Source organism: Sorangium sp. So ce176 (genome assembly GCF_051519835.1).
GTDB lineage: Bacteria > Myxococcota_A > Polyangia > Polyangiales > Polyangiaceae > Sorangium > Sorangium cellulosum_G.
This window is the reverse complement of the sequence record NZ_CP150371.1, coordinates 244,476-258,152: the sequence shown is the minus strand read 5'-3', so window position 1 is coordinate 258,152 and position 13,677 is coordinate 244,476. Positions and strand designations below refer to the sequence as shown.

11 protein-coding genes are annotated in these 13,677 nt (G+C 71.0%); 4 read left to right on the top strand and 7 right to left on the bottom strand.

Going from position 1 to position 13,677, the window contains the following annotated elements:
• Positions 1–137 precede the first annotated feature (137 nt).
• On the top strand, positions 138–1,049 hold the full coding sequence (locus tag WMF42_RS01015) for a LysR family transcriptional regulator (protein ID WP_437689804.1): 912 nt from the start codon (positions 138–140) through the stop codon (positions 1,047–1,049).
• A gap of 20 nt (positions 1,050–1,069) precedes the next feature.
• On the opposite strand, the gene ilvE is transcribed toward WMF42_RS01015, so the two are convergent.
• Together ilvE and WMF42_RS01005 are read right to left on the bottom strand one after the other, a co-directional pair.
• The gene (ilvE, locus tag WMF42_RS01010) at positions 1,070–1,960 is read right to left on the bottom strand and encodes a branched-chain-amino-acid transaminase (RefSeq protein ID WP_434045043.1); all 891 of its coding nucleotides are present in this window, start codon (positions 1,958–1,960) and stop codon (positions 1,070–1,072) included.
• A 5-nt stretch (positions 1,961–1,965) separates the two neighbouring features.
• Positions 1,966–2,667 carry an IclR family transcriptional regulator gene (locus tag WMF42_RS01005; protein ID WP_437689803.1) on the bottom strand — a complete coding sequence of 234 codons (702 nt, stop codon included), beginning with the start codon at positions 2,665–2,667 and terminating at the stop codon, positions 1,966–1,968.
• Positions 2,668–2,908: 241 nt separating this feature from the next.
• On the opposite strand from WMF42_RS01005, the gene WMF42_RS01000 reads away from it, so the two are divergent.
• Both WMF42_RS01000 and WMF42_RS00995 read left to right on the top strand, forming a co-directional pair.
• On the top strand, positions 2,909–3,619 hold the full coding sequence (locus tag WMF42_RS01000; RefSeq protein WP_437689802.1) for an alpha/beta hydrolase: 711 nt from the start codon (positions 2,909–2,911) through the stop codon (positions 3,617–3,619).
• Positions 3,620–4,094: 475 nt separating this feature from the next.
• Complete coding sequence (locus WMF42_RS00995; protein WP_061609996.1) at positions 4,095–5,225, top strand: substrate-binding domain-containing protein; 1,131 nt, start codon at positions 4,095–4,097, stop codon at positions 5,223–5,225.
• A 51-nt stretch (positions 5,226–5,276) separates the two neighbouring features.
• Here the strand turns inward: WMF42_RS00995 and WMF42_RS00990 are convergent, their stop codons facing one another.
• The 4 genes from WMF42_RS00990 to WMF42_RS00975 form a co-directional block, all read right to left on the bottom strand.
• On the bottom strand, positions 5,277–6,569 hold the full coding sequence (locus tag WMF42_RS00990; RefSeq protein ID WP_437689801.1) for a hypothetical protein: 1,293 nt from the start codon (positions 6,567–6,569) through the stop codon (positions 5,277–5,279).
• Positions 6,570–6,618: 49 nt separating this feature from the next.
• Positions 6,619–7,257 (bottom strand): peroxiredoxin, encoded by a 639-nt coding sequence (locus WMF42_RS00985; RefSeq protein ID WP_061609994.1) that lies wholly within the window; start codon positions 7,255–7,257, stop codon positions 6,619–6,621.
• Positions 7,258–7,438: 181 nt separating this feature from the next.
• A complete protein-coding gene (locus WMF42_RS00980; protein WP_437689800.1) occupies positions 7,439–8,755 on the bottom strand; it encodes a S41 family peptidase in 1,317 nt (438 codons plus the stop codon).
• A 110-nt stretch (positions 8,756–8,865) separates the two neighbouring features.
• Positions 8,866–10,383: a S28 family serine protease gene (locus WMF42_RS00975; protein WP_437689799.1), complete on the bottom strand. Its 1,518-nt coding sequence runs from the start codon at positions 10,381–10,383 to the stop codon at positions 8,866–8,868.
• A 125-nt stretch (positions 10,384–10,508) separates the two neighbouring features.
• On the opposite strand from WMF42_RS00975, the gene WMF42_RS00970 reads away from it, so the two are divergent.
• Positions 10,509–12,023: a S10 family serine carboxypeptidase-like protein gene (locus WMF42_RS00970; RefSeq protein ID WP_437689798.1), complete on the top strand. Its 1,515-nt coding sequence runs from the start codon at positions 10,509–10,511 to the stop codon at positions 12,021–12,023.
• 273 nt (positions 12,024–12,296) lie between these two features.
• On the opposite strand, the gene WMF42_RS00965 is transcribed toward WMF42_RS00970, so the two are convergent.
• Positions 12,297–13,649, bottom strand: a complete 1,353-nt coding sequence (locus WMF42_RS00965) for an LLM class flavin-dependent oxidoreductase (RefSeq protein WP_267888107.1) — start codon at positions 13,647–13,649, stop codon at positions 12,297–12,299.
• Positions 13,650–13,677: the final 28 nt, after the last annotated feature.

The window sequence follows — 13,677 nt, the reverse complement described above, 5'->3', positions numbered from 1 at the left end:
TGACGATCGAAGCGAGACATGGGCGCGGCGACCGGCGGCATTCCCTCGCCTCCCCAGGCGGTCCATCCTGCCGGTTCAGTCAGGAACCTGTAGGGCGTCCGATGGCGCGCCTCCAACTCATTAGTAGCATGGGCCACATGCATCCCGTGCATCTTGCCTCGATTGACCTGAACCTGCTCGTCGTGTTCGACGCCCTGCTGGCGGAGGGGAGCGTCACGCGCGCGGCGGCCCGCGTCGGGCTGAGCCAGTCGGCGATGAGCCACGCGCTCGGGCGCCTCCGCACCCTGATCGACGACCCCGTCCTGGTGCGCACGCCGAAGGGGATGATCCCGACCCCGCGCGCGCAGGAGCTCGCCGGCCCCATCCGCGAGGCCCTCGCCAAGATCGAGGCGACCGTCGCGCGCAGCCCGCGCTTCGATCCCGCGACGGCGCGCCGCTCGTTCTCCGTCGCCACCGTGGACTACGTGGAGCTCATCCTGCTGCCGCGCCTCGTGCACAAGCTCTTCACCGACGCGCCCTTCGTCGACCTGATCGCGCGCCCCTACGACAACGACATGTGGAGCTCCATGGAGACCGGCAAGGTCGATCTGGCGATCGGCCTGCTCCCGACCGTGCCCGCGGGGTTTTACCGGCAGAGGCTCATCGAGGAGCATTACATGTGCGTCGTGCGGAGGGACCACCCCGTCGTGCGCAGCAAGCTCACGCTCAAGATGTACGCGAGCCTGCCGCACGCGCTCATCAGCCCCCGCGGCGACGGCGGCGGCCGGGTGGACGAGGTCCTGGCCCAGCAGGGGCTCTCGCGCCGCGTGGCGCTGCAGATCCCGCACTTCCTCGTGGCGGCCCACATCGTCGCGCAGACCGATCTCGTGCTCACCGTGCCGGCGCGCATCGCGCGCGTGTTCGCCGACATGGAAGCGCTGCGCGTCATGAAGCCGCCCGTGGAGCTCGGCGGGTTCTCGCTGGATCAGGTGTGGCACGAGCGGCAGGCGAAGGACCCGGCGCACATGTGGCTGCGCGGGATCTTCGCCGAGATCGCCCGCGACTCCTGAGCTGCCCCGCGGCGCCGCCGCTACGCCTGAGCGCCGGCCGGCGCGACGATCTCGACGCCCTCGCTCTCGGCGAGCCGCCGGTGCAGCGCCGTCAGGCGGGCGGTGACGGGGCCGCGCTCCCCGCCGCCGATCGTGCGCCCGTCGAGGCTCCGCATCGCGATCACGCCGGCGCCGGTGCCGGTCAGGAACGCCTCGTCGGCGGCGAAGAAGTCGAGCCGCCCGAGCGAGCGCTCGACGACGGTGAGCCCGATGCTGCGCGCGACGTCCATCACGGCCGCGCGGTTGATGCCCTCGAGGCACCCGTCGGTGGCCGGCGGCGTCGCGAGCACGTCGCCGCGGAGCGCGAACACGTTGGCCACCGACGCCTCGGCGACGTGGCCGCGCGTGTTCAGCAGGAGCGCGTCGTCGGCGCCGCGCTGCCTGGCCTCGAGCTTCGCGAGCGCGGAGCCCAGGTAGTTCAGGCTCTTGACCCGCATGTCGAGCGCGTCCGCGTCCGGCCGCCGGTGGCTCGACGTGATGAGGTCGAGGCCGCGCCGCCGCTGCTCCTCGCTGAAGAGGCGGATCGACCCGACGATGCAGAACAGCCCGGGCCGCTCGCAGGTCGTGGGGTCGACGCCGAGCGGGCCGACGCCGCGCGTCACCACGAGGCGGACGTAGGCCTCGCGCTCGCCGTGCGCGCGCGCCGTCTCCTCGACGATCGCGCGGAGCTCGTCGGGCGAGCGCGGCAGCGCGATGCCGAGCGCCTTCGCGCCGACAGCGAGCCGCGCGAGGTGGCGGTCGATCCGGAAGACCCGGCCCGCCGCGACGCGCATGCCCTCGAACACGCCGTCGCCGTAGAGCAGCCCGTGGTCGGTCACGTTCACGGTCGCCTCTGCCACGTCGACGACCCGCCCATCGATCCATGTCTTCATGCCGTTCACCTCCTGCTTTCACCCTGGAGCGCGCGCGCGACGCGCTCCGCGACCTCGCGCGTGTGGCGCACCGCGGCGTCGAGACGATCGCCGCGCAGGCTCTGGGCCGCGGCGGCGCAGGCGATGCAGCCGTGCAGGCTGCCGCGCGCGAGCACCGGGGCCGCGATGACCGTGAGCCCGTCGATCCACTCCCCCTCGTTGACGTCGTAGCCGCGCCGCGCGGCGCGCTGCGCGGCGGGGCCGGCGGGCGGGGCGCCCACGAGCTCGGGCGCGTACGCGAGGTAGAGCCGGCCGCTCGCCGTGAGGTCGACAGGTACCTCGACCCCGACCGTGGGCGCCGCGCGCAGGAGCCCGGTGCCCTCCGCCTTGTCGAGCACGACGAGCCGCCCCGCGCGCGCCGCCACGAGGAAGAACGTCTCGCCGAACGCGCGCGCCGCCCGCTCCAGCTCCGGCCTGGCCACGCGCGCGACGGGGTCGAGCCCCTGCGCCCCGAGCCCGAGGCGGATGAGGCCGACGCCGAGCCTGTAGCGCCCCTCGCCGTCCTGCTCGACAAGCGCGTGCGCCGCGAGCGACGCGAGCAGCCGGTGCAGGGTCGCCTTCGGCATGCCGAGGCGCGCCGCGAGCTCCGCGAGCGACGCGCTGCCGCCGCTCTCCCGCAGCGCCTCGAGGGCGCGCACCGCCTTGTCCACCGTCCCAGATCGTTCCATTATACGGAATTGCGTTCCGATACAGGATCTACCCCGGACTCGGGCCGCCGTCCAGGGCTCGCCCGGGGCGCGACGTCGTGCCCGCGCGCTTCGATGCGCGCGCCGGGCTCCGAGGCGCGCGGGGGGCGGGCCCGGAGCGCCGGCGAAGCGCGCGCTGGTGCCGGTCGAGGGGGTCGGCTAGCGTCGCTGTCGTCCCATCGCGCGCCGCAGGTCGCGGCCGCGCCACAACGGCGAGGAGCTCATGAGCGCAATCCCCTCGGTCGTGCTCGTCCATGGCGCCTGGCACCGGCCTGCGTGCTGGTCCCGGGTCGCGCGCAGGCTGCTCGGCAGCGGGATCGACGTGCGCGTGCCGGAGCTGCCGAGCGCCGGGGCGGAGGCGGGCCAGCGCGGCGATCTCGCGGCGGACGCGGCCGCGGTCCGCGCGGCGCTCGCCGGGGTGCCCGGCGAGGCGATCGTTGTCGCGCACTCCTATGGGGGGCTGCCGGTGACCGAGGTGGCGGCCCGGACGGGCAATGTCGCCCACATCGTTTACCTGTGCGCGTTCATGCTCGGCCCGGGGGAGTCGCTGCTCTCGGCGATCGGCGGACAGCCCCCGCCGTGGTCGATCCTCTCCGCCGACGGCGCGACGGTGACGCCCGCCGATCCGCGCAGCGTCTTCTACAACGACTGCACCGAGGAGGTGGCGGCCGCCGCCGAGGCGGATCTGGTGCCCCAGGCCATGGCCGCCTTCACCCAGCCGCTGACCGCCGCGGCCTGGCAGGAGCTGCCGTCGACGTACGTGATCTGTGAGCGCGACAACGCGATCCCGGTGTTCGCGCAGGAGGCGATGTCGCAGCGCGCGCGGAAGGTCCTGCGCCTCGACGCGAGCCACTCTCCGTTCCTGTCGCGGCCGGACGAGGTGGCCGCGATCGTGCGCGACGTCCTCGCGTCGCCCCTCGGCGACGCCGGCTGAGCTGTCGTAGCGCGGCGGCGACCTCCCGGCCTCCGCCGTGCACCCCGCTCGAACCGCGGTCATGGGGCGGCGCAGCGGACCGATCGTGGTCTGCATTGCATGAAGGGCGTGAAAGACGCAGAGGCGGGAAATACGCGGAATCGGAAATCACGGGGAACAAGCAGGGGAACAAGCAGGGAACAAGCAGGGGAACAAGCATGGGAAAGCGCGACCCCGCCACTCCAGCCCTTGTGCGCACCACGGACATCCCTCTTGACAGCTCGAACCGGCGTGTGGTCCGTTTATCGTGGACGACGCGTGTGCTGCGTGGAGGCTGGACCGGTTGTGGGACTCGCGTACCTGCTCTCGGTATCGTGCTCACCTACAGCGCCAGTCACCCCGACGCTGCAATCGTCCTCCGGAGCCTGTTGCCCTACGAGGAGCAGAGTCTCCCCCGGTGACGTTCACGTCGGGCGCACAGACGAGGAGGGGTCTCATGCTGACGATCGGACGATGGGGGATCACGGCGCTCGGGCTCACGCTGATGACGGCGGCATGCGGATCGAGCGATGCCCCCGGCGCGGGTGAGCGGACCGCGCCCATCCAGCGAGCGCCGACCCTCGCGAGCGAGTTCACGCCCATGGAGCTCGAGGAGACGATCGACAACCTCGTCGCCGAGATCAACAAGAACGCGACCCAGCCCATGCAGATGGCGATCCTGCTGAAGGAGGCCGACGGCTTCTGGTCGCCGGTCGTCAGGGCCGCGAACCAGGCCATGGGTGAGCTCGACGTCACGGGGAGCGTGCTCGGGCCCATCGAATCGAAGGGCGATGAGGAGGAAAAGGTCGAGTTCCAGAACCAACAGATCAAGCAGGCGGTCGCGGACGGCGCGGAGGGGATCGGCATCGCGCCCTTCGGCAACACCCAGACAGCCGCCGTCGATGAGGCGGTCGCGGACGGCGTCGACGTGGTGACGCTCGACACCGACGTGCCGACCACGAAGCGCTCGCTCCACATCGGGACGCTCGACAGGTCTGCCGGCGCCACGGCCGGGGAGACCTTGCTCGCGGAGCTCCTCCCGGCGCCGGGGACGGTGCTCATCCACGGCAACGAGGACGCGGGCTGGGTCAGCGGATTCGAGCGGACGCAGGGCGCCGTGGAGGTGCTCGAGGCCGCCGGGTACGAGGTCCTGGTGCGCGCAGCCAGCTGGGAAGAGGCGGGTGAGACCGAGGACGTCGACTGGATGAAGGCCCAGATCGAGACAGCGGACCCGCCCGTCGTGGGGATGATCGGCCTGTTCAACATCTCGTATCGGTGCGCCATGGCCGCAGAGGCCGCGGGCGAGAACGACTTCCCCATCGTCGCCTTCGACTTCGATCCGAGGACGGTCAACTACATGCGCACGGGGCACATCAAGGCCACACACATCCAGCGGCAGTACTACCAGGGATATCTCGTGCCCTACATCCTCTACGGCATCAAGAGCATCGGCCTCGACGCGACCAGGGAGATCCTCGCCCCGCATCGGGTCGACGACAGTCGGATCAACACCGGGCTCGACGTGGTTCGAGCGGACAAGATCGACGCCTACAACGACTTCCTCGACCTGATCGGCTCGAACCAGTAGCGGAGCCGGGCCCGAGGGGCTCCACGGAGCCGCGCTCGGCCGGGAGGAGCGCTATCCGTCGTCCGGCAGGTACAGCTTCACGTCGTCGAACTCGGCGGTGCCCTCGTAGTAGTTGATGTGCGGATCGCCGAAGAAGAAGTGATCCGGATAGGCCGACCCCGCCGGCCAGGTCTCGAACGTCTCGCCGTGGTCGACCGTCTCGTTGTGGACGGGAGGCTCGTACTCCTCGGGGCGCTGGTTGTAATGCCAGGTCACCGGCGGCTCGCGGAAGCCCCTCCGGGCCGCGTACGTCGTGCGGCCGCCGTGATGGAACCTGCCCGCCGCGGACATCGCGTAGCCCTCGCCGTCGCGCTCGACGGTGAACACGTACGCCTCCCCGTCGAGGTACTTGTCCACGAAGACCGGGCCGACCTTCCACCCGCCCGGCGTGTACGACGTGAAGCCGTTGCCGTTCCAGGGGCTCCCGAAGGCGTCGCCGCGGAGCCACAGCATGCTCACGTAGCGCGAGCCGTCCTGCTCGGCCCGGCCGGTCAACGGGTTCCAGACCGACGACCAGGGGCCGCCCTCGCCGAAGTTGTTGTCTGTGTCCATCACGACCTTCCGGTGATGATGGATGAAGACGTTGTTGTGCGGCGCCGGGCGCGCGTAATCGGTGATGCAGAGAAAGTAAACACCGTTTCCGAACGTCGCGGACAGCGGCGTCGTGCTCAGGTCGCTGAACCGCCAGGGGTCGGCCGCCTCGTCGCCGTCATAGCCGTTGACCTTGCCCCCGTGCGTCCAGCTCCCCTCGACCATGCCGCCGAAGGCGATGTTCGAGACGGTCACCTCGACGCGGTACCGCGCCGGCAAGGGCGCTGTCGAGCGGAGGATGGCGCCGTCGTGATGACGGGTCGAGACGAGCCGCGCCCGGCCGCCCACCGCCTCGAAGCGGCCGCCCGTCTCGGGGACGCCGTCGCTGTCGCTGTCGCGGCCGTACAGCTCGACCGTGAGCCAGCCCCCTTCCCCGTACGTGAAGGACTTCCGGAACGAGCGGAACTTCCTCAGCCCCTCGCGGAACACCTCACCGCCGCGCGCGAGGAAGAACGCGCCGTCTTCATCGAAAGAATCGACGTGATAGGGGCTCCCGTCGCCATAGGAGTCCTCGGTCCACGCCGCGGGCTCCCGGAACGGCGCGTCGAAGGTCTCGTGGTGCACGAGCTTCCACCGCGTGACGGCGTCCCGCGTGTCCCGCGCCGCAGGCGCCGACGGCCGCGGCGCGCCGGCGCTCGTCCCGGGTGCCTCGCGCGCCGGCGCGCGGGAGCACGCCGGGAGCGACAGGGCGAGCAGGACGAGCAGCCGGGTCATGCGTCTCGCGCGGGTGTGCCTCACGCAAGGAGCAGCGCGCGGGCGGCGCTCAGCGGTTCGGCTGGGGGGTGAGGCGCAGGTACGGGCGGACGGCGTTGTAGCCCTTCGGGAACTTCTGCGCGAGGACCGTGGGATCCTGGAGCGAAGGGACGATCACGACGTCATCGCCGTCCTTCCAGTTGGCCGGCGTCGCCACGGAGTGGCTGTCCGTGAGCTGGAGCGAGTCGATGAGGCGCAGGAGCTCGTCGAAGTTGCGCCCCGTGCTCGCCGGGTACGTGAACGTCGCGCGGACCTTCTTGTTCGGGTCGATGACGAACACCGAGCGGACCGTGAGCGTGTCATTCGCCTGCGGGTGAATCATCCCGTAGAGGCTCGACACCTTGCGGTCGACGTCGGCGAGGATCGGGTAGTTCAGCTTCGTGCGCTGCGTCTCCTCGATATCCACGGTCCAGCGCTTGTGCGAGTCGACGTCGTCGACGCTGAGGGCGATCGGCTTGACGCCGCGCTTGTCGAACTCCGCCTTGAGGTTCGCGACCGCGCCGAGCTCGGTCGTGCAGACCGGGGTGAAATCCTTCGGGTGCGAGAACAGGATCACCCACGAATTCCCGGCCCACTCGTGGAACCGGATGGTCCCGTGCGTGGACTCTTGCTCGAAATCGGGCGCGATGCTTCCGAGTTGCAGGCTCATGACAGTCCCTCCTGGCCGCGGCCATATGTCCGCTATGGCGGAGGAATGTCTGCCAAGCTGCTCATGGTGTCAAGCCGGTCGCTGCGCTCTTTCTTCGACGCGGCGCGACGCCGGGGGCCGGCCCACCGGGCAGCGCAGGACCGGGCGGGCCTACGGCGCCCGCGGCAGGCCCACGATCGCCTCAGAGGGCGCCGATCTCGCGCCGGAGGCCGTCCCAGCGGATCTCGCGCGGCGGCGCCGGGCGCCGCTCGCCCGCCCCGACCGGCTGGCTCGAGCACTCCCCGCGCTCGAGGAGGTGCAGCGCCTCCGCGAGGGCCGTCTCGTCCGGGTCGCCCAGCTCCGCGTTGAGCGTGTCGCCGGCGGGGCAATCCGGGGTGAAGCCGTCGTAGTAATCGCCCTCTTCCCTGGCGTTGAGCACCCGGAACGAGATCGGGTTGATGAGCTTGTCGCAGTAGTCCCAGCCGTGCATGCCGACGGGCTTGCCGTGCGTTGTCGAGCCGACGAGCTTGACGTCGATGTAAGGACGGAGGCTGTTGATCAGCGTCTCGCTGGCGGAGGCCGTGCCGCCGGAGGTGATGACGACCAGCCGGGACAGGGGGAGCGCCGGCGCGTCGAGCTCCTCGAACGAGGCGCGCTTGTCCCAGTCGCCGTGCCTGTCGTTGTGCGCGGTGATGTCGAGCAGCGCGCCGGCCGTCGCCGGCTGGTGGATCAGGCTCGCGAGGTGCCGCTCGACGTCGAGGCGCCCCCCGCCGTTGTAGCGCAGGTCGAGGACCAGCTCGTTCACCTGGCCCTCCCGGAACGCCGCGAAGGCGCGATCGAGCTCTCCCGCCGAAGGCTCGATGAAGGTGGTGAGCATGAGGTAGCCGACCGTCGACGAGCCGACCTGGAGGACGCGCGGGTTCAGCACCGTGGTGACGGCATACCAGGCCTTCCGGACGGCGACAGTGGCGACCTCCTCGCCCGGGCGCTCGACGGTCAGCGAGATCTCGTGTCCTTCCTCGTCGGGGCCCGTCACCTCTGCCCAGCGGTCGTCGCGCGCGATCTCCTCGACGTCGATGTCGTTGACGGCCAGCACCCGGTCGCCCCGGCGGAGGCCCGCCGCGCCCGCGGGCGAGGCGGGGTGGACCAGGGCGAACCGGAGGCTGCCCTCCTGGTCGAAGCTCCACCGGAAGCCGAGCCCCAGGGTCTGTCCTTCACGGAAGTACGCCTCGTAGTCGCTCTTGGGCGTGATGTAGCTCCAGCGGTCCCGGCCCTTGTCGACGAGGTCCTCGAGCAGCGCCTCGGGCGAGGGGTAGCTCTGGAGGTCCAGATCCGGCACGCCGTCGTACCAGAGATAGACATCCTTCATCAGGTTGAACAGAAACTCGTTCTGCCCGGCCGTGGAGCAGTCCGCCGCCTGCGCCACCGTCCCCTCGGACGGGGTACAGCCCGTCGTGACGGCGACGGCCAGCGCGAGGGCACACGGGGAGAGGACCGCGACAAGCTTCGAAGCGACCATGGCCTCAGCTCACCACGAAACGGAAACGGCGAGCAACGCCGATCTGGGGCGGGGTCGTGCCGGACGCCGCCCCGGGCGCGCTGCGGGGGGATGGAGGGAGCGGGGGGACGCTAGTCGCGCATCATCCAGCGGCGGCCACGGAGCAGCGGGCGCAGCGCGGCCTCGGAGGGGCGGGTGGGGGTCACGCCCGTCCAGGCAGCGAGGGCGCCGAGGGCCAGCGCCTGATCGGCGGGGGCGAGCGCGAGGATGACGGCGCCGTGGGTGCCGCCGGGCGCGATGAAACGGTGGGAGTCCCGGGCAGCCCCGACGTCGAAGGCAGCGGCTGTGTACGGGTCGTTCTCGCCGTAGATGAACAGGAAACGCTCGCCCTCGGCGGTGAGCCAGCCGGAGACGTCCTGCATCGCCCCGGGATCGAAGACAGGCGTGCTGTCAGGACGGGGCTGGACGAACGAGGTGGGCACGTTCGCGCCAGGATACAGGAGGAGATCGGCGAGGTGCGCCTCCGCGAAGCCCGGATAGCCGAGCTCCGCCGCAGCTTGCCAGTGGTACGGCTCGACGTTCAGGAGCCAGGGGTCGGACCAGAGATGAGGAGCGTTCGCCTCGTCGAGGAAAGCCCAGACGTCGCCGTCGTCCGACGCCGCGGTCGGCACGCGCTGGCAGAAGCTCGAGTCCCGGTACTGCCAGAGGGAGAAGACAGACTCGATGACGGCGACGTCCAGCGCCCTGTCGGCGCCGAGGAGGTCATAGGTGACGCCGCGCTCCTCCGCATCGGCCTCCATCGCGTCCACCATGGCAGGGCGACGCAGCAGCACCTCGCGCTGGAAGCGCTGAAGGGCCTCGCGGCACGCGGGGTCGCCGCGCTCGGCCACGAAGTCGACGTAGCGCGGGTCGGAGACGCCAGCGCTGTGCGGGGCCACGTAAGCCACGGTGCCGTCCACGTCGGCCGGATAGAAGCGGCGATGATAGACCGAGGTCATGCCGCCCTTGCTGGTGCCGGTGGAGATCCATCGGCCGTCGTAGAGCGGCCGGATCGACGCGATCACGCGGTGAACGTCCGCGGCGGCCTGCTCGATGGTGAGCAGCGACCAGTCCCCTGACTCCGGGCGGGAGGGGGTGAAGAAGCGATGCTCGACCCGGATCTGGTTGGCGGCGAGCAGCTCGGTCGGCTCCTCGAGCCACTGGACTTCAGGGTAGATCTCGTACCCCTCGGTGACGAGCACCACGGGCGCCGCACGATCCCGGTGGTGCAGCACAACGCGCTGCTGGAAGCGCACACCGTCGGGGTCGGCGTGATCCGCGGGCTGGTCGAGCTCCATGACGAAGTAGCGAGTTCCGGGAATGCTCGACTCCTCCTCCGAGACCGTGAGGCCTTCGAGGTCCCGAAGCTGATCGAGGAGATCGCGCGGGCCCGCGCCGCCGCCGCCCGCGCCGCCGCCGCCGCTTCCGCCTGCATGGCCGCCGCCACCGCCGTCGCTTGCGCCCGCGCCGCCGCCGCCGCCCGCGGCGCCTTCGCCGCCGGAGCCCCCGGAGCCCCCGGAGGGCGGGCCGCTGCCGGCTTCATCGCCACAGGCGACGGCCGCCAGGGCGAACAGGGTGAAGGCGAACCAGGAGAGGGAAGGAGCGCGCATGTCGGACCCAAGTACATGAGCCGGAGCTCCGCTGAGCCGGAATCGAACAAGAAAAGCTCGCGGCTGTGCGCTGCCGAACGCGATCTTTCGTTGATAGCGAAAGCGGGGAATGTCCACCAACCTGTATGACATTGCTTCGCGCCAGGTCTGTCTTCACGGCAACCCTCGTCGCGCTCTTGCTCGCGGCTTGCGGTGGAAGCGGCGAGGATCCGGGTGGCTCCGTCGGCGAGCGCGGCACGGGCGGATCCTCCGGCGGCCGCCCTGCCGCGCTGTCCGCCGAGGCCGGGTTCATCGAGGTCCCGGGATCGGAGACGCTCGGCCCGGGCTGGCCATCACAGATGTTCTATTCCTTCCTGCCCGCCGAGGAGCGCCCGGAGCGCGCGCCGCTCATCCTGTTCTTCAACGGCGGCCCGGGCGCCGCGACAACCAGCATCCTGCTGCCCTACGGGACCGGACCCCACACGCTGGACCCCACGGCGCCCGCCAACGCCGCGCCGATCGCGAACGACGCGTCGTATACGCGCTTCGCGAACCTGCTGTACGTCGACGCGCGCAGCACGGGGTTCTCGTACGAGCGCGCGAGCCCCCGCCCGTCGGACTGCCACGGTCGAGCGCAGCTCTACATCGCCGACGCCGCCGACTTCATCCATGTGCTGCTCGAGTTCCTCGACGCGCACGAGGCGCTCCGCGACAACCCGGTCGTCGTCGCAGGAGAGAGCTATGGCGGCACGCGCGCTGCGGTGATGCTCTACATGATGCAACATTACGCGCTCCGCGCGGACGGGCTCGAGGTGATGGGGCTCGCGCCTCTCTGGCTGAAGGACAGGATGCAAGCGCACCTCGACGCGGCCTTCCCGGCGCGCGCCGGAGCCCGCCAGGAGCCGTCGCAGGTGGCCGAGCAGTTCGGGTGGCAGGTGCTGATCCAGCCCAACCTCTTCGGGCTGCAGCAGGCGATGTACGAGGAGCCGCTCGCGCGGGCGGACCCGGACCTCGCCGAGCACTTCGCGGCCCCGGGGGCGCGGGACCGCTTCGACGTGCGCAGGACTGTCGAGGAAGGAGCGCGCGTCGCGGAGCACGCCGCGAGGTCGATGCGCAACCCGGAGCACCTCGAGACGCTCCTTGGCGTGCGGCTGACCGAGATCGCCGGGCTCACGCCGCCGGAGCGGTGGCCCTCCTCGCGGTACTTCTGGAGCGGCAGCGAGGCGGCGAGGGCGACGGCGAGCGAGGGCGCGCTCCGCGCGGAGCTCGGCAGGCTCGGCGCAGACGACGCGTACTGGCTGCCCGAGGGGCTACCGTGCCAGGGCTACCTCGGCGACCACGGCTCGCTGCGCGCGCTCGGCAAGGTCCTGCCGCACACGGCGACGTTCATCACCAACGCTCGGTACGACGCGGCCGTCTACACGGAGGCCTTGCCTGTCTTCTTCGCGGAGCGCTCGGTCTACGAGGTCGAGATCGACATGTCGCTGCCCGCGGGCGCCGCCCGGCCCGGCGTCGTTCGCCTCACCAGCGACGAGGCGGACATCGCGCTCCGGTTCCCGACGTACGCGTCAGGGCACGCCGTCTCGGTGAGCGCCCCGCGCGAGCTCGCCGAGGACATCGCGGCGTGGCTCGCCGAGACCGGCGCGTCGGGTCGGAGGTGAGCCACGCAGGCAGCCGAGAGCCCGGCGATAATTTGTTATTTATATTACACAATACCTCGACCGGGCCCTGACCGAGGTTGAGGTTCGCCCGACCGAGGTTGAGGTTCGCCCGACCGAGGTTGAGGTTCGCCCGACCGAGGTTGAGGTTCGCCCGACCGAGGTTGAGGTTCGCCCGACCGAGGTTGAGGTTCGCCCGACCGAGGTTGAGGTTCGCCCGACCGAGGTTGAGGTTCGCCCGACCGAGGTTGAGGTTCGCCAAATATGTAATGCAGATTACTCCGCCGCCTCGACCAGGTCCCGACCGTGGTTGAGGTTCGCCGGCCGCGGGAGGCCGTAGCGGTCGCGCAGCGTCCTGCCCTCGTACTGCGTACGGAACAGGCCGCGCTTTTGCAGGATCGGCACCACGTGGTCGACGAACGCCGCGAGGCCCGACGGCAGCACCGGCGGCATCACGTTGAAGCCGTCGGCGGCGCCCTGCTCCCACCAGTGCTGGATCGCGTCCGCCACCTGCTCGGGCGTGCCCGCGAACGTCCGGTGCCCGCGGCCGCCGCCGAGGCGGCCGATGAGCTGGCGCACCGTCAGCCGCTCGCGCCGGGCCAGCGTCACGATCAGCGTGTAGCGGCTCTTCGCGCCCTCGATCTGATCCTCGCTCGGCAGATCCTTCGGCAGCTCGGCGTCGAGGTCGAGGTCCTCCGGCTTCACGCGCAGCGTCTGCGCGAGCTGCCGCTTCGCGTACTCCGGCTTGATGAGCCGGTCGAGCTCCGCGTCGAGCGCCTGCGCCTCGGCCTCCGTCGCCCCGATGACGGGCACGATCCCCGGCAGGATCTTGATCCCCTCCGGATCGCGCCCCAGCGCGCGCACCCGCGCCTTCAGGTCGCCGTAGAACTGCTGCGCGTCCGCCAGCGTCTGCTGCGCCGTGAACACGGCCTCGGCGTAGCGCGCCGCCAGCTCCTTGCCGTCGTCCGACGAGCCGGCCTGCACGAGCAGCGGGTAGCCCTGCGGCGGGCGCGGCACGTTGAGCGCCCCCTCGACCTTGAAGTACCGGCCCACGTGCCGCGGCGGGTAGATCCTGCGGTCGTCCCCCCAGACGCCGCTCTCCTTGTCGCCGAGCGGGGCGTCGTCGCCCCAGCTATCCCAGAGCTTCAGCGACACGTCGATGAACTCGGCCGCCCGCGCGTACCTGTCGCTGTGCGCCGGCAGCTCGTCGAGGTTGAAGTTGCGCGCCGCGTCCACGCCGGCCGTCGTGACGATGTTCCAGCCGGCCCGGCCCCCGCTGATGTGATCCAGCGACGCGAACCGCCGCGCCAGGTTGAACGGCTCGTTGTACGTTGTCGAGGCGGTGGCGATCAGCCCGATGTGCTCGGTCACCCCCGCCAGCGCCGCCAGCAGCACCGTCGGCTCGAGCGTCCCCGCCGGCCGGCGGCCCACGTTGTTCCAGAGCACCGGGCTGTCGGCCAGGAACAGCGAGTCGAGCTTCCCCCGCTCCGCGATGCGCGCCAGGTTCTTGAAATGCTCGACGTTCGTGTTCGCGAACGGGTCGCTCCCGGGCAAGCGCCACGAGGCCTCGTGGTGGCCGACGCTCATGAGAAACGCGTTGAGATGCAGTTGTCCAGGCCGATGGGTCACAAGGCACTTCCTTCCACGTCAGATTCCA

Coding starts and splice junctions, on each gene's coding strand:
- WMF42_RS01015 (WP_437689804.1), top strand. CDS start 138: ATGCATCCCGTGCATCTTGCCTCGATTGACCTGAACCTGCTCGTCGTG.
- WMF42_RS00980 (WP_437689800.1), bottom strand. CDS start 8,755: ATGGTCGCTTCGAAGCTTGTCGCGGTCCTCTCCCCGTGTGCCCTCGCG.
- WMF42_RS00995 (WP_061609996.1), top strand. CDS start 4,095: ATGCTGACGATCGGACGATGGGGGATCACGGCGCTCGGGCTCACGCTG.
- ilvE (WP_434045043.1), bottom strand. CDS start 1,960: ATGAAGACATGGATCGATGGGCGGGTCGTCGACGTGGCAGAGGCGACC.
- WMF42_RS01000 (WP_437689802.1), top strand. CDS start 2,909: ATGAGCGCAATCCCCTCGGTCGTGCTCGTCCATGGCGCCTGGCACCGG.
- WMF42_RS01005 (WP_437689803.1), bottom strand. CDS start 2,667: ATGGAACGATCTGGGACGGTGGACAAGGCGGTGCGCGCCCTCGAGGCG.
- WMF42_RS00985 (WP_061609994.1), bottom strand. CDS start 7,257: ATGAGCCTGCAACTCGGAAGCATCGCGCCCGATTTCGAGCAAGAGTCC.
- WMF42_RS00970 (WP_437689798.1), top strand. CDS start 10,509: ATGACATTGCTTCGCGCCAGGTCTGTCTTCACGGCAACCCTCGTCGCG.
- WMF42_RS00990 (WP_437689801.1), bottom strand. CDS start 6,569: ATGACCCGGCTGCTCGTCCTGCTCGCCCTGTCGCTCCCGGCGTGCTCC.
- WMF42_RS00975 (WP_437689799.1), bottom strand. CDS start 10,383: ATGCGCGCTCCTTCCCTCTCCTGGTTCGCCTTCACCCTGTTCGCCCTG.